Origin of the sequence: Flavobacterium sp. LMO6 (assembly GCF_009495795.1) — a bacterium.
Classification (GTDB): Bacteria; Bacteroidota; Bacteroidia; order Flavobacteriales; family Flavobacteriaceae; genus Flavobacterium.
In genome coordinates, this window is sequence record NZ_WIBH01000007.1 from 65455 (window position 1) to 83653 (window position 18199).

General features: G+C 30.7%; 21 protein-coding genes and 1 tRNA gene. 12 read left to right on the plus strand and 10 right to left on the minus strand.

Features of this window, described 5'->3' with window-relative positions; translation table 11 throughout:
• Nucleotides 1-87 precede the first annotated feature (87 nt).
• Together GFJ99_RS08655 and GFJ99_RS08660 are read right to left on the minus strand one after the other, a co-directional pair.
• Nucleotides 88-603 (minus strand): hypothetical protein, encoded by a 516-nt coding sequence (locus GFJ99_RS08655; protein WP_008256784.1) that lies wholly within the window; start codon nucleotides 601-603, stop codon nucleotides 88-90.
• A gap of 161 nt (nucleotides 604-764) precedes the next feature.
• Nucleotides 765-1364, minus strand: a complete 600-nt coding sequence (locus GFJ99_RS08660) for an outer membrane beta-barrel protein (RefSeq protein WP_008256783.1) — start codon at nucleotides 1362-1364, stop codon at nucleotides 765-767.
• Nucleotides 1365-1769: 405 nt separating this feature from the next.
• On the opposite strand from GFJ99_RS08660, the gene GFJ99_RS08665 reads away from it, so the two are divergent.
• The 4 genes from GFJ99_RS08665 to GFJ99_RS08680 all read left to right on the plus strand — a co-directional run bounded on the left by GFJ99_RS08665 (nucleotide 1770) and on the right by GFJ99_RS08680 (nucleotide 6283).
• Nucleotides 1770-2324 carry a porin family protein gene (locus tag GFJ99_RS08665; RefSeq protein WP_008256781.1) on the plus strand — a complete coding sequence of 185 codons (555 nt, stop codon included), beginning with the start codon at nucleotides 1770-1772 and terminating at the stop codon, nucleotides 2322-2324.
• A gap of 75 nt (nucleotides 2325-2399) precedes the next feature.
• Nucleotides 2400-2813: a type II 3-dehydroquinate dehydratase gene (aroQ, locus tag GFJ99_RS08670; RefSeq protein WP_153208374.1), complete on the plus strand. Its 414-nt coding sequence runs from the start codon at nucleotides 2400-2402 to the stop codon at nucleotides 2811-2813.
• A 420-nt stretch (nucleotides 2814-3233) separates the two neighbouring features.
• On the plus strand, nucleotides 3234-3605 hold the full coding sequence (locus tag GFJ99_RS08675; protein ID WP_153208375.1) for a GxxExxY protein: 372 nt from the start codon (nucleotides 3234-3236) through the stop codon (nucleotides 3603-3605).
• Nucleotides 3606-3817: 212 nt separating this feature from the next.
• Nucleotides 3818-6283, plus strand: a complete 2466-nt coding sequence (locus GFJ99_RS08680) for a DUF5686 and carboxypeptidase regulatory-like domain-containing protein (protein WP_153208376.1) — start codon at nucleotides 3818-3820, stop codon at nucleotides 6281-6283.
• Between the two features lie 96 nt (nucleotides 6284-6379).
• Here GFJ99_RS08680 and GFJ99_RS08685 read toward each other — a convergent pair whose 3' ends face one another.
• The 6 genes from GFJ99_RS08685 to GFJ99_RS08710 form a co-directional block, all read right to left on the minus strand.
• Nucleotides 6380-6652: a type II toxin-antitoxin system YafQ family toxin gene (locus tag GFJ99_RS08685; protein ID WP_008256773.1), complete on the minus strand. Its 273-nt coding sequence runs from the start codon at nucleotides 6650-6652 to the stop codon at nucleotides 6380-6382.
• Nucleotides 6652-6837, minus strand: a complete 186-nt coding sequence (locus tag GFJ99_RS08690) for a hypothetical protein (protein ID WP_008256772.1) — start codon at nucleotides 6835-6837, stop codon at nucleotides 6652-6654. The genes GFJ99_RS08685 and GFJ99_RS08690 overlap by 1 nt, the downstream gene beginning before the upstream one ends.
• Nucleotides 6838-6906: 69 nt before the next feature.
• Complete coding sequence (locus tag GFJ99_RS08695; protein WP_153208377.1) at nucleotides 6907-7674, minus strand: TSUP family transporter; 768 nt, start codon at nucleotides 7672-7674, stop codon at nucleotides 6907-6909.
• A gap of 71 nt (nucleotides 7675-7745) precedes the next feature.
• Nucleotides 7746-9056, minus strand: coding sequence for a UDP-N-acetylglucosamine 1-carboxyvinyltransferase (murA, locus tag GFJ99_RS08700; protein WP_153208378.1), 1311 nt, complete (start codon nucleotides 9054-9056; stop codon nucleotides 7746-7748).
• 8 nt (nucleotides 9057-9064) lie between these two features.
• The gene (locus GFJ99_RS08705; RefSeq protein ID WP_008256768.1) at nucleotides 9065-9766 is read right to left on the minus strand and encodes a DUF4290 domain-containing protein; all 702 of its coding nucleotides are present in this window, start codon (nucleotides 9764-9766) and stop codon (nucleotides 9065-9067) included.
• Nucleotides 9767-9773: 7 nt separating this feature from the next.
• Complete coding sequence (locus GFJ99_RS08710) at nucleotides 9774-10058, minus strand: DUF493 family protein (RefSeq protein WP_153208461.1); 285 nt, start codon at nucleotides 10056-10058, stop codon at nucleotides 9774-9776.
• 301 nt (nucleotides 10059-10359) lie between these two features.
• Between GFJ99_RS08710 and GFJ99_RS08715 the strand changes: the two genes are divergently transcribed.
• From GFJ99_RS08715 to GFJ99_RS08735, 5 genes are all read left to right on the plus strand, one after another.
• Complete coding sequence (locus tag GFJ99_RS08715; RefSeq protein WP_153208379.1) at nucleotides 10360-10899, plus strand: AAA family ATPase; 540 nt, start codon at nucleotides 10360-10362, stop codon at nucleotides 10897-10899.
• 38 nt (nucleotides 10900-10937) lie between these two features.
• Complete coding sequence (locus GFJ99_RS08720; RefSeq protein WP_153208380.1) at nucleotides 10938-12824, plus strand: ATP-dependent DNA helicase RecQ; 1887 nt, start codon at nucleotides 10938-10940, stop codon at nucleotides 12822-12824.
• Complete coding sequence (fmt, locus tag GFJ99_RS08725) at nucleotides 12824-13771, plus strand: methionyl-tRNA formyltransferase (RefSeq protein WP_153208381.1); 948 nt, start codon at nucleotides 12824-12826, stop codon at nucleotides 13769-13771. The genes GFJ99_RS08720 and fmt overlap by 1 nt, the downstream gene beginning before the upstream one ends.
• Before the next feature lie 176 nt (nucleotides 13772-13947).
• On the plus strand, nucleotides 13948-14223 hold the full coding sequence (locus GFJ99_RS08730; protein ID WP_008256752.1) for an HU family DNA-binding protein: 276 nt from the start codon (nucleotides 13948-13950) through the stop codon (nucleotides 14221-14223).
• Between the two features lie 123 nt (nucleotides 14224-14346).
• Nucleotides 14347-14907, plus strand: a complete 561-nt coding sequence (locus tag GFJ99_RS08735) for a YqgE/AlgH family protein (protein ID WP_153208382.1) — start codon at nucleotides 14347-14349, stop codon at nucleotides 14905-14907.
• Here GFJ99_RS08735 and GFJ99_RS08740 read toward each other — a convergent pair.
• Together GFJ99_RS08740 and GFJ99_RS08745 are read right to left on the minus strand one after the other, a co-directional pair.
• Nucleotides 14900-15739, minus strand: a complete 840-nt coding sequence (locus GFJ99_RS08740; RefSeq protein WP_153208383.1) for an aminotransferase class IV — start codon at nucleotides 15737-15739, stop codon at nucleotides 14900-14902. The genes GFJ99_RS08735 and GFJ99_RS08740 overlap by 8 nt on opposite strands.
• A gap of 53 nt (nucleotides 15740-15792) precedes the next feature.
• Nucleotides 15793-16185 (minus strand): START-like domain-containing protein, encoded by a 393-nt coding sequence (locus GFJ99_RS08745; protein ID WP_008256748.1) that lies wholly within the window; start codon nucleotides 16183-16185, stop codon nucleotides 15793-15795.
• A gap of 149 nt (nucleotides 16186-16334) precedes the next feature.
• Here GFJ99_RS08745 and GFJ99_RS08750 point away from each other — a divergent pair.
• From GFJ99_RS08750 to GFJ99_RS08760, 3 genes are all read left to right on the plus strand, one after another.
• Nucleotides 16335-16408: transfer RNA gene (locus GFJ99_RS08750), tRNA-Met, on the plus strand.
• 65 nt (nucleotides 16409-16473) lie between these two features.
• The gene (locus GFJ99_RS08755; RefSeq protein ID WP_153208384.1) at nucleotides 16474-17157 is read left to right on the plus strand and encodes a prolyl oligopeptidase family serine peptidase; all 684 of its coding nucleotides are present in this window, start codon (nucleotides 16474-16476) and stop codon (nucleotides 17155-17157) included.
• Between the two features lie 27 nt (nucleotides 17158-17184).
• Entirely contained in the window at nucleotides 17185-18129 is a 945-nt protein-coding gene (locus tag GFJ99_RS08760) for a tRNA-dihydrouridine synthase (protein WP_153208385.1), read from the plus strand.
• Nucleotides 18130-18199: the final 70 nt, after the last annotated feature.

The window sequence follows — 18199 nt, forward strand, 5'->3', positions numbered from 1 at the left end:
ACATTTGCTTCTTTAAATGTTTTTAATTAATAGTTAAAAAAAATCCCGAGGAATACTCGGGATAATGATATATTTAAAAAGTACAAATTAGAATTTGTAATTAAAGCCTAAATTTAAAGAAGAAAAAGTACTACCATCTACAGAAATTCCTTTATACCCTGTATACACTTCAAATTTTGTTGTTTGGTACCCTACTTTTGGTTGAAATAAAAAACCTCCATCATTTCCTTCTGGAGCTGTTCCTAAGGCATAACCTAAATCTGCTCCTGCAAAAATATTTTCAGTAAAAGAATATTGTGCCGTTCCATATACAGGAACAAAAGCAGCATCTAAATTTTTAACTTCTACTGTTCCGGGTCCAACACCTAAATCAAATTCTTCTTTTTTACCTGAAAAATTTGTAAAACCTAACCCTACACCTGCATTAAATTTATCAGTAATTGCCCATGTGTAAGCAATATCTAATCCTACGTTTAAAGAATAAGAATCTTTAACATCTCCCATTGGTAAACCAACAGTAAGACCTCCTTTAAATTGTCCGTCTTGAGCATTAGCCAATGTAAACCCTAAAATGGCAACAAAGATGAATACGACTTTTTTCATATTTTACTTATTTTTTTTTGATTTATAGCACAAATTTATGCAATATTTTAAAAAAAATAGTTTTAACCCATTATAAAAACGAAAAAACTTCAATTATGAAATAGTATAAAAACAAAAAAATCCCGCCGAAGCGGGATTTAATTTTATAAGAAAGTTACAAATTAGAATTTGTAGTTAACTCCGAAAGTTACAGCTCTCCAGTCTCCACCAAATCCAAAAGAAGAAGTTCCTTTAGCTCCAGAAGCATCAGATTTTTCAGATGAAAAACCTAAAACAGCTACACCAGCTTCGATTGAAAAGTTTGAAGATACGAAATAGTTTAAACCAGCACCTAAACCAGCATCAAAACCATTAAGTTTTCCACCACCAGCTAAATTATTTTTCATTGAAGAATAATCTAAACCTAAATTAGCGAATAAAGAAAATTGGTTAGCAGGAGTAAAATAGTAACGACCAAAAGCTCCTAATGTCAAACCTGACATATCATAAGTATCAACACCTGAAGACTTTTCTTTCATTGAAGCAAAACCTAATTTACCACCAATAGCGATGTTTTCAGTTAAGAAATAACCAACTTGTGGTGCAATTTCGAATCCGTTTGTTTTTACATCAGAATCTTTGTCATTAGTACTTCCAAATGTAAAAGCACCAGTTACAAAAACATCTCCTTTAGCAAATCCACCATTTGTAGATTTTTCTTCTTGTGCGTTAGCAAAACCGAAAGCCAATAATGCTACTGCAGATAATAAAACTTTTTTCATGTTTAGTTTAAATTTAAAGTTAATAGGGCAAATTTATATCATTTTTCTATACAAAATAACATATTTTGTTATGTTATTAACAATTTTATTAACAACAAAAATAGAAAATGTTAATAATCAAGGAGTTAAAAAAACAAAAAAACAAAAAATTAAAGTTTTTTTAATAAAACAAAAAGATAAAATATTTTAATAAAAAACATCAAATAACTGAAAATCAAATACTTCCCAAAATCGTTAAAAAATGTATTTCATCGAGTAAAACACAAAAAAATGCCTAAAAACGCTAAATAGCCTTACACTTGTTAATAAATTGATATAAAATTACGTTTACAATTGAGTGCAATGAAGTAATTATATAAAATTTTAAATTGTTTATAAAACTATAATTTAATAAATTTACACATCATGAAAAAAACAATCGTAACAATGATATTACTAGTTCTAGGAACTGGTTTATCGCAAGCACAATTACTACAATTTGGAGTAAAAGGAGGTCTTAACTTTGCTAACTACACTGGTGGAGATGTTTCGGGTGTCGATTTTAAAACCATAACAAGCTTTCATGCTGGAGCTGTAATGGAAGTAAAATTGTTTGAAAACTTTGCTTTACAACCCGAACTTTTATATTCTACTCAGGGCTCTGAGCTAGATGGCTTGGGAGACCAAATTAAAAACGAGTTAGGTTATATATCTATACCTGTTTTAGCAAAATTTTATTTAACACCTAATAAGTTAAGTTTAGAGTTAGGTCCGCAAGCTTCTTTTCTTGTAAGTGAGCGCAATAATGTTGATGCTGGAGACAGTAACAGTTTTGACTTTGCTATTGCCGGTGGATTGAGTTTTAAAATTACAGATGCCTTTTTTGTTTCTGGACGTTATGCTGCAGGTTTAACAGAACCTAAAAAAGATGCTGATGTTAAGAATTCTTTAATTCAATTTTCAGTAGGTTATATGTTTTAAGACTAAAACTCACAATATTTTATTAAAACCATTCTCAAAAGGAATGGTTTTTTTATTTTTACAAAAACAATCCGCATGAAGATTATTATTATAAACGGTCCAAATCTTAATTTATTAGGTAAAAGAGAGCCAGAAGTATATGGAAATGAAACTTTTGAATCGTACTTTAATAAATTACAAGTGCAATTTTCTTCTTTAACACTAGAATATTATCAAAGTAATATAGAAGGTGAAATCATTTCTAAAATTCAAGACACCGGATTTTCATATGATGGTATTATTTTAAATGCTGGTGCTTATACACATACTTCTATAGGTATAGGAGATGCTATAAAAGCAATTACTACACCTGTTATAGAAGTTCATATTTCCAATACGTTTTCAAGAGAATCGTTTCGTCATCAATCATACATTTCACCAAATGCAAAGGGAATAATTATTGGCTTTGGGTTGCAGAGTTATGAATTGGCTTTGAGAGCTTTTGAGTAGCGTTGCACATTTTTGTTACACAGAGATGCACTGAGTTAAAAAGAGATTCTCAGAGGTTTTATTTGCTTTGTGTTGAAAGAGTGATTGAGAGATGTTGCACTTTTTTGTTACACAGAGGCGCACTGAGTAAAAGGAGATGCACCGAGAGTTTTATAAACTTTGTGTTGAATGTGAGTGATGGAGAGCGTTGCACTTTTTTGTTACACAGAGATGCTCCGAGAGAAATGAGATGCACCGAGCTTATTTATATGCTTGGCGTTGATGAATGAGATGATGAGAGCGTTGCACTTGTTTGTTACACAGAGATGCTCCGAGTAAAAGGAGAAGCACAGAGTTTTAAAATACAATTAGTGGAAACTGAGTTTGAGAGAGTGTTAAACTTCGTTAATTAAAGAACATTTATAAAATTGAAATTATATTATGGAAGTTGATAAGTTAACTGAACAAGTAATTGGTTTAGCTATTGAAGTTCATCGTCATTTGGGTCCGGGATTATTAGAATCTGCTTATCAAGAATGTTTATACTATGAATTAAAAAAAGCTAATTTGAAAGTTGAACGAGAGAAAAAACTTCCAATTGCTTACAAAGAAATCAAATTAGATCATGGGTATAAAATTGATTTATTAATAGAAGATCAATTGGTTCTTGAATTAAAAACAGTTGAAACTTTTACGGATGTTCATAAAGCACAAATATTAACGTATATGAGATTAGGGAATTACAAAACAGGTCTGCTAATTAATTTTAATACCAAATTATTATCTCAAGGAATTAAAAGATTTTCCATGTAACAATAATTATCACAAAACGTCTAAAGTGTAACGTCCGAAGTTTCGGTCCGAAACTTCGGACTCTGTGTAACTCTTTTAAGACAATAAAAATCAAAAAAAGCTCTGTGTAGCTCTGTGTAAAAAACAAGTGAAACGCCTCGGTGTAGCTCTATAAAAGACAAAGAAAATTTAAAAAAGCTCGGTGGAGCTCTGTGTAAAAAAAATTAAACCAAATGAAACAACAAATTACTTTACTCCTACTGGTTTTTACCACCATTTCCTTTGCACAAATAAAAGGAACAGTTAAAGACAAAGACGGCAACCCATTACCGTTTGTAAATATTTATATAGAGAACACTTATATAGGTACAACTTCTAACGAATTAGGTAAATATGAATTAAGCACAACTGAAAAAAGTAATGTTCCTTTAATTTTTCAATATTTAGGTTATAAAACACAAAAACAAATTCTAAATATTTCGCAATTCCCATATCAATTTGATGTCGTTTTAATTGAAGAAGATTTTCAGCTAAAAGAAGTAGTTGTGGTCAATAATGAAAATCCTGCCAATGAAATAATTAGAAATTCCATTAAAGAAAAAAAGAAAAACGCTGCAAAAACAGATAAGTTTGAAGCCGATTTTTATTCGAGAGGTGTTTTTAAAGCAAAAGACATTCCTAAGAAATTTATGGGAGTTGAAATTGGTGATTTAGAAGGCAACTTAGATTCTACCCGAAGTGGTATTATTTACCAATCGGAAACCGTATCTAAAATAAAGTTTCAAAAACCAGATAATTTAAAAGAAGAAATCATCGCATCTAAAATTGCTGGTGACGATAATGGCTTTAGTTACAATACAGCTTTAAATACAAATTATGATTTTTATGAGAATTATGTTGATTTTGGAATTAATATGATTTCTCCAATTGCAGATAACGCTTTTAATTATTATAAATACAAATTAGAAAGTACATTTTACGACGATAAAAACCAATTAATTAATAAAATACAGGTTATTACAAAACGCGATAAAGAACCTGTTTTTGAAGGCTACATTTATATAGTTGAAGATTCGTGGGCTATTTATGGTATTGATTTGGATATTAAAGGCTATCGCATGCAACAGCCTATTTTAGAAACTATGAAACTAACTCAAAATTTTAGTTACAATAGCGAAAATAAAATTTGGGCAAAAAATATTCAAACGTTAGATTTTCAGGCCGGAATTTTCGGAATGAAATTTACGGGTAAGTTTACACATGTATTTACGAATTACAATTTTAAAGATGCGTTTGAGAAAAAAACCTTTGGGAAAGAAATTGTGACTTTTGCCGAAAACGCAAATAAGAAAGAAGCTACTTTTTGGAATGAATTTAGACCTGTTCCGTTAACCGAAGAAGAATCTACTAATTACTTAAAAAAAGACAGCATTCAAACAATTAGAAAATCTCAAGTATATTTAGATTCTATAGATGCGAAAGGAAATAAATTTAATTTTCTTAAAATAATTACGGGTTATAATTATAAAAACACACATAAAAAATGGAATTTCAACTATCAAGGACTTACAGACATAAGTTCTCTAAGTTTTAATACCGTTCAAGGCTATAATTTAGATAGTGGGTTTTCTTTTAGAAAATGGAATGACGAAACTGGGAAATATACCTCTATTTCCACTACCTTTAATTACGGATTTTCTGAAGACAGATTACGTGTTAGCGGAAGATATATTCACCAATTTAACAATATTAACAACGCATACATTAATATTAGTGGCGGAAGTGCTATTAGTCAGTTTAATCCAAATGAACCTATAAGTCCTATGTTAAATACAATTGCAACCTTATTCTTTAAAAACAATTTCATGAAATTATATAATAAAGAATTTGCAGAAATTAACTACGGAAGAGAAGTTGTAAACGGCATTTATGCTTCTGGAAAATTACTTTATGAAAATCGTAGGGCTTTATTTAATACTACAGATTATACCTTTATTAAAAACGATGATTTGTATTTTTCTAATGATCCGTTGCAACCTGATAATTATACTTCGGTTCCTTTTGAAAACCATCATATAATGAAAGCAAGTTTAGGAACGCGTATTCGATTTGGACAAAAATACATTTCGCGTCCTAACGGAAAATTAAATATCCAAAACGATGATTATCCGGTGTTGAGTTTTTATTACGAAAAAGCATTTGGTGCGTCGAACAGTAATTATCATTATGATTTAATTAGCGGAACGGTTGATTATAACAAAACAATAGGTAATAAAGGCGATTTTGGCTTACGCTTTAAAGCCGGAAAATTCTTTAATGCCGAGAATATTTCGTTTGTAGATTATAAACATTTCAACGGAAATCAAACGCATGTAAATTTGATGAATAATTCATTAAACTCATTTAATTTACTACCTTATTATAGTCATTCTACAAATGATGCTTATTTAGAAACCCATATTGAACATAATTTTAAAGGTTTTATTATGAACAAAATTCCGTTGTTAAATAAATTACAATGGAATTTAATTGGAGGATTTCATCAGTTGAACATTCCGAACATGAAACCGTATCAAGAATTTACTGTTGGGTTTGATAACATTGGTTTTGGTAAATTCAGATTCTTACGTGTTGATTATGTTAGAAGCTATCAAAATGGTTATCAGGGTGATGGTGTAATGTTTGGGTTGAAGTTTTAAAAAAAATAAAGGAAGCACTTCAATAACAGGAGTGCTTTTTTTACTTCAAAAACACATCATATCCAAAACGAATGCAATTTTATAAATTCGGAAAAACTAAAACAAGTCGCTATGCGTACCTGTGTCAAGAAGAAGTAAAATGAGTTCCGTATCGTTTTGTTTCCAAACTAAAAGCCAATCTGGTTTTATATGGCATTCCCAACAATCCTTATAGTTTCCAGATAATTTATGCGATTTATATTTTTGAGGAAGCTTACCGTCTTTTTGAAGTAAATCGATAACAACTTTTAATAAAGACAAATCATAATTTCTCTTTTTACAAAGCTTTAAACTTTTGTCAAATTTATTAGTTGTAGTTATAGTATACATTAACCCAATACTTTTTTGAACAAATCTTCGCTATTTTTATATTTTTTCACTTTACCTTTCTTCTCATCTTCAATTGCTTGATCTAAGCCTGAAACTTTTTTAAAAACTCCAAGTGAAAGAACATAGTCTATCGTTTTTTTTGCAATTGGGTTTCTTGCATCGAATTTTAATGTTATTTCTGCCATGATTATAGAATTTAAATACAAAGATACAAAAATCGTGCTAGTTAAATAAATAGATTATCAATTGATTTTTTACTTCAAAAACACATCATATCCAAAACGCAACAACGCTAATCCTACCACAATTAAAAAGAAGATTCGAATAAATCCATTTCCTTTAGAAATGGCTAACTTGGCACCTAACCACGAGCCTGTAACATTACAAATTGCCATAGGAATAGCAATCGTCCAAATAATTTTTCCTTTTAAAACAAATAAAGTAATAGAACCAAAATTAGTAGCCAAGTTGACTAATTTTGCGTAGATATTTGCTTTTAAAAAATCGAAACCTAATATGGCTATAAACGCCATAATTAATAAACTTCCTGTTCCTGGACCAATAAATCCATCATAGAAACCTAAAAAAACACAAATAACACTTCCGTAAATATAAGTTTGCTTGGTGGTTAATTTATCAATTTGAAATTGGCCAAAATCTTTTTTGAAATAGGTGTAAAGTAATAACAAAATCAAAATCACAAAAAGCAAGGGTTTCATGAAATCGTTTTGCATAACGTTAAGTAAACTCGAGCCTAAATAAGCAAAAATAAAAGAAACAATTGCCATTACAATAAATAACTTCCAATTTACTTTTGCAGATTTTAAATAATGATAGGTTGCCATACTTGTTCCGCTAAAGCCCGGAATTTTGAGTGTTCCAATAATAGAAGCAACAGATACATTTGGCAACAATATTAAAGCTGCTGGAGTTTGAATTAAACCACCGCCACCCACAATAGCATCAATAAAACCAGCTATGAAGGAAGCAATGCAAAGAAAAATGATGATGTAAGTCTCCATACTACAGCTTTCAGTCTCAGTTTTCAGTCACAGTAAAACTGCTTACTGTAACTGAAAACTGAAAACTAATATTATACTCTTACGATATTAGCTCCAATAGCGCGAAGTCTTTCGTCGATGCGCTCGTAACCTCTATCAATTTGTTCAATATTTTGAATAGTAGAAGTTCCTTTTGCAGTTAAAGCAGCAATTAATAAGGAAATTCCGGCTCTAATATCTGGAGAACTCATGGTTGTTGCTTTTAATTGCGATTGGAAATTATGCCCCATAACCACAGCTCTGTGCGGATCACATAACATAATTTTGGCTCCCATATCGATTAATTTATCCACGAAGAACAAACGGCTTTCAAACATTTTTTGATGAATTAAAACATCACCTTTTGCTTGTGTACAAACGACAAGAACAATACTCAATAAATCAGGTGTAAAACCTGGCCAAGGAGCATCGGCAACTGTTAAAATAGAACCATCAATATCGGTTTTAATTTCATAACCTTCTTTATGAGCTGGAATGTAAATATCTTCGCCTCTTCTTTCTAACGTAATTCCTAATTTTCTAAACACGTTTGGAATTTGTCCTAAGTTATCCCAACTCACATTTTTAATCGTTATTTCGCTTCGTGTCATTGCCGCAAGACCAATCCAAGAACCAATTTCTACCATATCTGGTAAAATTCTATGCTCGCATCCGCCTAAACTTTCAACTCCTTCAATCGTTAATAAATTTGAACCTACGCCAGTAATTTTCGCACCCATAGAATTCAACATTTTACACAATTGTTGTAAGTAAGGCTCACAAGCAGCGTTATAAATCGTTGTTGTTCCTTCTGCTAAAACAGCTGCCATTACAATGTTTGCTGTTCCTGTTACTGAAGCTTCGTCTAACAACATGTAAGAACCTTTTAATCTTCCTTCGATTTCCACTCCGTAGAAATGGTCTTCTCTTTCGTATCTGAATTTTGCTCCAAGGTTAATAAAACCTTCAAAGTGCGTATCTAAACGACGACGCCCAATTTTATCTCCTCCAGGTTTTGGAATATAACCACAACCAAAACGCGCTAATAAAGGTCCAACAATCATAATAGAACCTCTTAAACTTCCGCCTTCTTTTTTAAAAGCTTCCGTTTTAAGATAATTTACATTTACTTCATCTGCTTGAAACGTGTAATCGCCAGGTCCGTTTTTTTGAATTTTAACTCCTAAATTACCTAAAAGTGTAATCAATTTGTTAACATCAATAATATCAGGAATATTGGTTACTCTTACTTTTTCAGAAGTTAATAAAACAGGACACAATACTTGTAAAGCTTCATTTTTTGCACCTTGTGGTGTTATTTCTCCTTTTAAAGCTTTTCCTCCTTCTATTTTAAATGTTCCCATGTAACTGCCTATTTTTTAAATGTATTTTTATTTTGATTGTTTTTATTCAAATGTCCTTTTGTATTGTTGTTTTTCTTGATAATTCCAACTTTACTAGGACCAAATTGTGTTTTATTAGAAACTTTCTTGTTCACTTTCATTAAATCGTGTGTGTTCGAAAGTTCTTCTTTTGTGCTCTTTAAATCGATTTTTCCATCAGATAATTCAAACAAGTGTTGAAAAATAATTTCGTCTGTAACCGTATCTTTATTCCAACTTAAATAACTCTTTTTCATATGATTAGCAATCACTAAGACCAAAGCGTTTTTTAAATCGCTTTCTTCCCAACTGTTCGCAACATCAATCATATATTTGATGTTATTTCCATAAAAACGATATTTTGGAAAATTCTGAGGATATTTTAAACGATCTGGTTTTTGAAATAAAATATCTTTTGATGGAATTGGATAAGGCGAATCGACATCTAAATTAAAATCAGACATGATAAACAACTGATCCCATAATTTATGTTGAAAATCCAATACATCTCTTAAATGCGGATTTAAAGAACCCATTACAGAAATAATGTATCGTGCCGCTTTGTTTCGTTCCTCACGATTTTCAATTGCGGTTGCTTGATCGATTAATTTCTGCAAATGTCTTCCATATTCTGGAATAATCAAATGTGAACGTTCTGAATTATATTCTAAATAACTTACTTCTTCTTGCATGTTTAATTTATAATGAAATGATGCCTTCAATATCTGAAACGGCAATGTATTTATCTATCACACTTTGAGGACTTACCATCGTTACACTGATAGAAACACTAGTAAATTTACCTGTTTTAGACTGTTGTGTAGTAATAACCGCACCCATATCGTTAAATACAGCTTCTACTTTTGCAATACTATGCGCATTAGAAGGCATAATAAATTTATACAAATACTCTGAAGGCCAAAGGGTTGAATTTGTTAACTCTTCTTTTAATCTAACGTAAAAATCTTCTGTTTTCTTATCCATCATCATTTCTTATTGGAAAAGCAAATATACTTTTTTCTACTCAGAATTATATTGTAGTAACTTATAAATTTAACCCAGATTCCGAAATAGAAATCTACTCCAACTAAATTCTTCTTCAAAACCAAGAACTTACTCCCATTTTTAAATTCAATATACTTTAGTATTACATCTTTAAAAATAGTCCGTGAGCTCTTGATTTTATTGAATAATTCAGTTTCGCTACGAAGTCTAATGCGGATTCTGGGTTTAAAGTTGATTAGATTTTTAAAAAAACTTACTTTTGCGCCTTAGAATTTCAGATATGAATAAAGAAATTGTGGTTTTAATTGGTGGACCAAGCTCTGGGAAAACCACTTTAATTGATGCTTTAAAAGAAAATGGACATACTTGTTATCCAGAAGTTTCGCGCGAAGTTATTCGTGAAGCTCAGGAACAAGGAATTGAACAATTGTTTCTTGAGAAACCACTTTTGTTTAGTGAATTGCTTTTAGAAGGCAGAAAAAGACAGTACAAAGAAGCTTTAAATGAATCCTCTAATATTGTTTTTTTAGATCGTGGTATTCCAGATGTTTTGGCATATATGCATTACATTGGTGACTCTTACCCTTCGTTTTTTGATAAAGCTTGTCAGGAATTCAAATACACGGCCATATTTGTTTTACCTCCATGGAAAGAAATTTATGTAAGTGATGCAGAACGTTATGAAAATTACGAACAAGCAGTTTTAATTCACGAACATTTAATGGAAACCTATAAAAGTTATGGCTATTCTATTACAGAAGTTCCTAAAGATACGGTTGCAAATAGAGTTGATTTTATCATGAAACATCTTGTTAAATAATTATTTTTGTATTTTAGTGTTTCTAAAAGCCAAACAACATGTCTGAAGCCTTACAAATTCTTCAAAAATATTGGAAACACGAGCGTTTTAGAGAACCTCAAGAAGAAATAATCCAGTCGGTATTAAATGGAAATGACACTTTTGCCCTTTTACCAACAGGTGGAGGAAAATCGGTATGTTTTCAAATTCCGGCTATGATGTTAAATGGAATTTGTTTGGTTATTTCTCCTTTGATTGCTCTAATGAAAGATCAAGTTCAGAATTTACAAAGTAAAAACATCAAAGCTATTGCATTAACTGGTGGCGTTTCTCAGGACGAAGTAATAGACATATTAGATAATTGCCAATTTGGAAATTACAAATTCTTATACCTTTCACCCGAACGTTTACAGCACGACTGGATTGTGGAACGCCTAAAACAATTGCCTATCAATTTAATTGCAATAGACGAAGCACATTGTGTAAGCCAATGGGGACATGATTTTAGACCCGCCTATTTAAAAATTTCGGCTTTAAAAACACACTTCCCTTCTACTCCATTTTTAGCCTTAACCGCTACAGCAAATAAAAGAGTTCAGGAAGATATTTGTAACCATTTAGCCTTTGTTAACCCAAAAGTATTTACAAAGTCTTTTACACGAGAAAATTTAGCCTATCACGTTATAAAAACCGAAGATAAACTCTTTAAAATTCGTCAGATTTTAACTAAAAATCCGCAATCTTCGATAATCTATGTTCGAAATAGAAAATCGTGCATTGAAACATCGCAACAGTTAAATCAATTAGGATTTACTTGTACGTTTTATCATGGTGGATTGCCTGCTAAAGAGAAAGAAAAAAACATGCAATCGTGGCTAGAAAACAAATCACAAGTTATGGTTGCCACCAATGCTTTTGGCATGGGAATAGACAAACCCGATGTAAAAACGGTTATTCACATTCAATTACCAGAAAATATTGAAAACTATTATCAAGAAGCTGGAAGAGCAGGAAGAAATGGCGAAAAAGCTTTTGGAATTATTTTAACCAATGCTACAGATATTAATTACACTAAAGCACAATTTATTGATGTTTTACCCGATAAAAAATTTGTAAGAGATGTTTATGTAAAACTAAATAATTACTTCCAAATTGCTTATGGTGAAGGTTATAATGAAAGTTTTGCCTTTAATTTAAACCAGTTTTGTGCGCAATATCAATTCCCAATAATTAAAACTTTTAATAGTTTACAATTTTTAGACCGACAAGGCATTTTAACTTTCCAGAATGAATCTTCGGAAAAAATTAATTTGCAATTTATTATTCCAAGTAAAGAAGTAATTCGTTACATTAGTTTGCATCCGCATGACGAAACCGTTATCACTACTATTTTAAGAACTTATTCTGGAATTTTTGAGGTAGAAACCACAATTAATCCGCATTTAGTTGCAAAAAAATCGCAATGCACAGAAAGTCAAGTTGAACAGGTAATAGATAAACTAGCCAAAAGTAATTGCATAATTTTACATGCCAAAAACAATGATAGTTACATTACGTTTAATGAGGCAAGAGAAGACGATTTAACAATAAATCGTGTCGCTAAATTTTTAGAGCATCAAAACAATTTAAAGCAAGAACAATTTCAGAGTGTTGTAAATTATATTTCAAATGAGGATACTTGCAAAAACAAAATGCTTCTGGCTTATTTTGATGAAGTTACCAAAGAAGATTGCGGCATTTGTTCCTATTGCTTTTCTAAAAATAAAGACAATCCAATAGCTACCACACAATTGGTAATTGAATTATTAAAAAAAGAAGCGCTTTCTTCTAGAGAAATAGAAAGTAAACTTAACATTTCTTCAGAAGCTACTATCTTTGCCCTACAGTTATTATTAGAGAACAATAAAATTGCACTAAATTCAAACAATCAATATTACTTATTATAATGGAAAAACTTAGAATTGTATTCATGGGAACACCTGATTTTGCTGTTGGGATTCTGAATACCATTTATCAAAATAACTATGACATTGTAGGCGTTATAACAGCTCCAGACAAACCAGCAGGTCGTGGACAAAAAGTTAGTACAAGTGCTGTTAAAGAATATGCTTTAGAAAAAAACTTGCGTTTATTACAACCTACCAATTTAAAATCGGAAGATTTTTTAGCCGAATTAAAAAGTTTGAATGCCAATCTACAAGTTGTTGTTGCTTTTAGAATGTTACCCGAAGTAGTTTGGAAAATGCCAAAATTAGGAACATTTAACCTCCACGCATCTTTGTTACCAGAATATCGCGGAGCTGCTCCTATTAACTGGGCTATTATTAATGGCGAAACTAAAACCGGAGTTACTTCATTCTTTATAGATGATAAAATAGATACGGGCGCTATGATTTTAAGTAAAGAAACTGCAATTGGTACAAACGAAACTGCAGGAGAATTACACGATCGTTTAATGCATTTAGGAAGTGAAACCGTTTTAGAAACTTTACAACTAATTGAATCCGAAAAGGCAAGCACTACTTTACAAGAAAATAATCTTGAGGTTAAAACCGCTTATAAATTAAATAAGGAAAATTGCAAAATAGATTGGTCGCAATCTGGACGAACTATTTTTAATTTAATTAGAGGTTTATCGCCTTATCCTGCTGCCTGGACTTACATTAAAGACGGAGAAAACGAATGGAATGTAAAAATATACATAGCTAGTTTTGAAAAGTCGGATCACTCAGATACAATTGGAAAAATAACAACAACAAAAAAAGAAATCTTTATAAATACTAAAGATGGTGTATTAAAAATAGAAAGCTTACAATTTCCAGGAAAGAAAAGAATGCTAGCACATGAATTATTAAACGGAATTTCATTTTCTGAAAATGCAATAGCACTTTAAGCCCCGAAAACACTATAAATGGTGGTGAAATTTTAAAAAACAAACAATGTTATTAACATTTAATCTATTTTATTAACATTTTAATCGAAAAACAGCACGAATGCTTGCGTAGTTCAACAATACCGCTAAATTTGTGATAAATAATTAAGTTTAACCAATTATAAATAACTTTAATCATGAACAAATCAGAATTAATCGATGCAATGGCAGCTTCTGCTGGTATTACAAAAGCAGCTGCTAAATTAGCTTTAGAATCATTTTTAAGCAATGTTGAAGGAACTCTAAACAAAGGTGGAAGAGTATCTTTAGTAGGTTTCGGATCTTGGTCAGTATCTAAAAGAGCTGCAAGAGATGGTAGAAATCCACAAACTGGTAAAACTATCAAAATTGCTGCTAAAAATGTAGTAAAATTTAAAGCTGGTGCTGAATTAGAAGGTGCAGTAAACAAATAATATTTTTGTTACATAAAAATAAGAGAGTCCCGATACAAATCGGGACTTTTTTTTTACATTTATATGAGATTATTTTGAATTTCTGATTTTTTTTGATAACTTTAATTAATAAACTGCAGAAATATGATATCAACTTTACCAAAAAAAGGCCATTTGCTTATAGCAGAACCTTCTATTTTAGGCGATGTTTCTTTTAATCGCTCTGTAGTATTATTAGCAGAGCATAACAATGAAGGTTCAATAGGTTTTATCTTAAATAAACCTTTGAATTACACAATTAACGATTTACTTCCAGAAATAGAAGCTTCCTTTAAAATATACAATGGCGGACCTGTTGAGCAAGATAATTTATATTTTATTCACAATATTCCAGATGTTATTCCCAACAGTGTAGAAATATCTAATGGTATTTTTTGGGGTGGTGATTTTGAAACTACCAAACAACTTATAAACGAAGGTAAAATAACTAGAAACCATATTCGTTTTTTCTTAGGTTATAGCGGATGGAGCATTAATCAACTAGAAAATGAAATGCAAGAAAACGCATGGATAGTTTCTGAAAACACGCTTAAAGATAAATTATTATCTAAGGCAAGTGATTTGTTTTGGAAAGAAAAAATTATTGAACAAGGAGGAGAATATGTACTTTTTTCAAATTCGCCAGAAAATCCTATGCTTAACTAAGTCTGATTTTAGCATTCAATCGTTTTAATACATCATTTGCAAAATCGAACTGGTAGCCTTTCTTTCTATATTGAGTAATGGGTTGAACACCAGAAATTACATTAGTTAAAAATAACTCGTCTGCTTTTTGTAAGTCAAAAGGAGAAATAGAAACTTCTTTTACTTCTATTCCCTCCATTTTTTTTAAAATTTCAATAACTTGTTTACGCATAATACCATTTAAACAGCCATCAGAAACTGGAGGTGTAATAATAACATTACCTGTTTTCATAAACAAATTACTTTGTAAAGCTTCCACTACATTCTTTTCATCGTTTAAAACCAAACAATTATCGTAACCATTTTCATCGGCAAAAATACTTCCTGTAATTTGAAGCATTTTATTATTTGTTTTTAAAGTAGAAAGCAATTGTTTTGAAACGTAAAAATCTTTGTACAATTCCACTTCGTATTCTGTTTTTGTAAAAGCATACAAATCATTACTTAAAGACGAAGCAGTAACAATAAATCGAACACCACGCGCTGTTGGCATATAAAAACCATCAGAATCTCTATACACAGAAAAACGAACGCGATAAGAATTTGAATTTGAAAAATTAGAAATTAAATTCAAAATTTGTTCTTCAAAGTATTCCATTGTAAAATTCATCGGAATTTCCATACGACAAATACGCATAGATGCCATCAATCTAAAATAATGATCTTCAAGAAACAGCACCTTATTATCTAATACTTTAATAGTTTCAAAAACACTATCACCATACAAGAAACCTCTGTTCGAATCAATACTAATTGCGCTATTATCCTGAATATTTCCGTTACAATTTACCATAAAAAAATCCCGATTTTTAAATCGGGACAAATATAACTTATATAATTGAGTTTTTAAACAGAACCCAACACATGTTTTAAGTCGGAAATTTGATTTTCCCACAATAATTTAGATTCATCTAATTCATCTTCGTGAGCAAAATCTGAAATAACTATAGAAACGTCTTTTGTAATTTCGTCTTCCATAATTTTTATCTCAAAAAAGTAATCGGTTTCTGTATTATCTTCTTCTAACCATCTAAATTTTATTCTTTCTCCTGATTTTTTTGAAGCTAATTTTGCTTTTTCTTCAGAGTCATTCCATATAAAAGTAAAAAATTCACCTCTTGAATTTACGTTATCGGCAAACCATTCCGATAACCCTGATGGCGTTGAAATATATTGATATAGTAGTTGTGGGGAAGATTGAATTGGAAATTCTAATTCATATTTTACTTTAACACTCATTATTGTTTTTTTTAATGTTGGAAATATATACAGAATTAATTGAATATACAAAAAAACATTTTATTTATTTTTTTAAAAATTATATTTGCAAAGAATATAAATAGTTTTATATTTGCACCCGCATTCAACAAGGATGCTAGACCAAATTTGGCGAGGTAGCTCAGTCGGTTAGAGCGCAGGATTCATAACCCTGAGGTCACGGGTTCAACTCCCGTCTTCGCTACAAAAACCCGAAATTTTACATTATTGTAAATTTCGGGTTTTGTTTTTAAAGCTAATTAACTGATTATGAAATTAAAACCTGTTTTTATATCCTTATTTATATTTTTAAGTTCTTTTGGATATTCTCAGTTAAAAACTATTACCAACCAAACCACATATCCATTTTGGATTAATATTCCACAAAATGAAAGCGCTGAAAAGCAACCCGTATTAATTTTTTTGCACGGAAAAAGCCTTTCGGGAACCGATTTAAATCGCGTAAGACGCTATGGAGTTCTTCGCGCAATGGATAAAGGAAGAAAAATTCCTGCTATTGTAGTAGCTCCTCAATTAGCAAAAGGCAACTGGAATCCTGACAAAGTTTTAGAAATTTTAGAATATGTAAAGAAAAATTACAATGTTGATGAATCTAGAATTTATGTTTGCGGCATGAGTTTAGGTGGTTACGGAACTTTACATTTTGCAGGAAAATATGCAGATAAAATTACAGCAGCGGTTGCAATTTGTGGTGGAGGAAATACAAATGATGCTTGTAAATTAGCAACAATCCCTATTTGGATTCAGCATGGAGATAAAGATTATATAGTACCTCTTTCTGAATCGCAAAAAATTGTAAATGCTATTAGAAAATGCAACGACAAAGCCAATCTTATTTTTACAATAATAAAAGGAGGAAATCACGGAACCGTTGAAAGTATATTTCATGAAGACGCAATGTACAATTGGTTATTTAAACAGAAAAGAGAGTAATTCACTGCTTTCACTTATCTTTGCATTATGAGTATTACATTATTATCTTCTCCTTTACAAGGTTTTACCGATTTCCGATTCAGAAATGCTTTTCACAAACACTTTGGTGGTATTGACACTTTTTATTCTCCGTACATAAAATTGAATGGAAAAATGGTTATAAAAGGTTCATATGAACGTGATATTTTACCAGAAAACAATTCAACTTTAGAAGTAATTCCACAAATTATAACAAATGATGCTGAAGAATTTTTATTTGTTGCTAAATACGTCCAGCAATTTGGTTACAAAGAATTAAATTGGAATTTAGGTTGCCCTTACCCAATGGTGGCGAAATGTGGCATGGGATCTGGATTAATTAAGAATACAGACCAAATTGAACATATTTTAAAACGAGTTCATAATGAGACAGACATAATAGTTTCAATGAAAATGCGAATGGGTTATGAAAATCCTTCAGAAATATTAGATGTATTCCCTATTTTAGAACAATATCCAATAAAAAATATTGCAATTCATGCTCGCATTGGCAAACAACTGTATAAAGGAGGTGTAGATTTAGATTCTTTTCAAAAGTGCTTAGATCATTCTAAACATAAATTATATTACAATGGTGACATTACTTCGGTAACTAAATTTAAAGAAATGCAGGAACGTTTCCCATCTATAGATCATTTTATGATAGGAAGAGGTTTAATTGCCGATCCTTTTTTGCCAAGTATGATTAAAAACAACACTACAGAATACCCAAAAAACAGATATCAACTATTTGAAGAGTTTCATGATACTATTTATCAAGAATACGATGCTTATTTACAAGGTCCAACTCCAATTCGTATGAAAATGTTGGGTTTTTGGGAATACTTTTCAGAATCTTTTTCAAATCCTCAAAAGACGTACAAAAAAATTAAAAAGGCAGGAAATAGTAAAAATTATGAATTAGCTGTTAAAGAAATTTTTAAAAATGGCTAAAACCAAAAAAAATATTTTAAAATATTAAAAATCAACATTTTAAACGACTAATTTCCTGTCAAAACAGTTG

What these genes read in the sequence shown, in the direction of transcription:
- GFJ99_RS08735 (WP_153208382.1), top strand. Translation starts at nt 14,347, where the DNA reads ATGATATCAACTTTACCAAAAAAAGGCCATTTGCTTATAGCAGAACCT.
- GFJ99_RS08720 (WP_153208380.1), top strand. Translation starts at nt 10,938, where the DNA reads ATGTCTGAAGCCTTACAAATTCTTCAAAAATATTGGAAACACGAGCGT.
- GFJ99_RS08760 (WP_153208385.1), top strand. Translation starts at nt 17,185, where the DNA reads ATGAGTATTACATTATTATCTTCTCCTTTACAAGGTTTTACCGATTTC.
- GFJ99_RS08665 (WP_008256781.1), top strand. Translation starts at nt 1,770, where the DNA reads ATGAAAAAAACAATCGTAACAATGATATTACTAGTTCTAGGAACTGGT.
- GFJ99_RS08690 (WP_008256772.1), bottom strand. Translation starts at nt 6,837, where the DNA reads ATGGCAGAAATAACATTAAAATTCGATGCAAGAAACCCAATTGCAAAA.
- GFJ99_RS08655 (WP_008256784.1), bottom strand. Translation starts at nt 603, where the DNA reads ATGAAAAAAGTCGTATTCATCTTTGTTGCCATTTTAGGGTTTACATTG.
- GFJ99_RS08705 (WP_008256768.1), bottom strand. Translation starts at nt 9,766, where the DNA reads ATGCAAGAAGAAGTAAGTTATTTAGAATATAATTCAGAACGTTCACAT.
- aroQ (WP_153208374.1), top strand. Translation starts at nt 2,400, where the DNA reads ATGAAGATTATTATTATAAACGGTCCAAATCTTAATTTATTAGGTAAA.
- GFJ99_RS08745 (WP_008256748.1), bottom strand. Translation starts at nt 16,185, where the DNA reads ATGAGTGTTAAAGTAAAATATGAATTAGAATTTCCAATTCAATCTTCC.
- GFJ99_RS08660 (WP_008256783.1), bottom strand. Translation starts at nt 1,364, where the DNA reads ATGAAAAAAGTTTTATTATCTGCAGTAGCATTATTGGCTTTCGGTTTT.
- GFJ99_RS08755 (WP_153208384.1), top strand. Translation starts at nt 16,474, where the DNA reads ATGAAATTAAAACCTGTTTTTATATCCTTATTTATATTTTTAAGTTCT.
- fmt (WP_153208381.1), top strand. Translation starts at nt 12,824, where the DNA reads ATGGAAAAACTTAGAATTGTATTCATGGGAACACCTGATTTTGCTGTT.
- GFJ99_RS08730 (WP_008256752.1), top strand. Translation starts at nt 13,948, where the DNA reads ATGAACAAATCAGAATTAATCGATGCAATGGCAGCTTCTGCTGGTATT.
- GFJ99_RS08740 (WP_153208383.1), bottom strand. Translation starts at nt 15,739, where the DNA reads ATGGTAAATTGTAACGGAAATATTCAGGATAATAGCGCAATTAGTATT.
- GFJ99_RS08680 (WP_153208376.1), top strand. Translation starts at nt 3,818, where the DNA reads ATGAAACAACAAATTACTTTACTCCTACTGGTTTTTACCACCATTTCC.
- GFJ99_RS08675 (WP_153208375.1), top strand. Translation starts at nt 3,234, where the DNA reads ATGGAAGTTGATAAGTTAACTGAACAAGTAATTGGTTTAGCTATTGAA.
- GFJ99_RS08695 (WP_153208377.1), bottom strand. Translation starts at nt 7,674, where the DNA reads ATGGAGACTTACATCATCATTTTTCTTTGCATTGCTTCCTTCATAGCT.
- GFJ99_RS08715 (WP_153208379.1), top strand. Translation starts at nt 10,360, where the DNA reads ATGAATAAAGAAATTGTGGTTTTAATTGGTGGACCAAGCTCTGGGAAA.
- GFJ99_RS08710 (WP_153208461.1), bottom strand. Translation starts at nt 10,058, where the DNA reads ATGGATAAGAAAACAGAAGATTTTTACGTTAGATTAAAAGAAGAGTTA.
- murA (WP_153208378.1), bottom strand. Translation starts at nt 9,056, where the DNA reads ATGGGAACATTTAAAATAGAAGGAGGAAAAGCTTTAAAAGGAGAAATA.
- GFJ99_RS08685 (WP_008256773.1), bottom strand. Translation starts at nt 6,652, where the DNA reads ATGTATACTATAACTACAACTAATAAATTTGACAAAAGTTTAAAGCTT.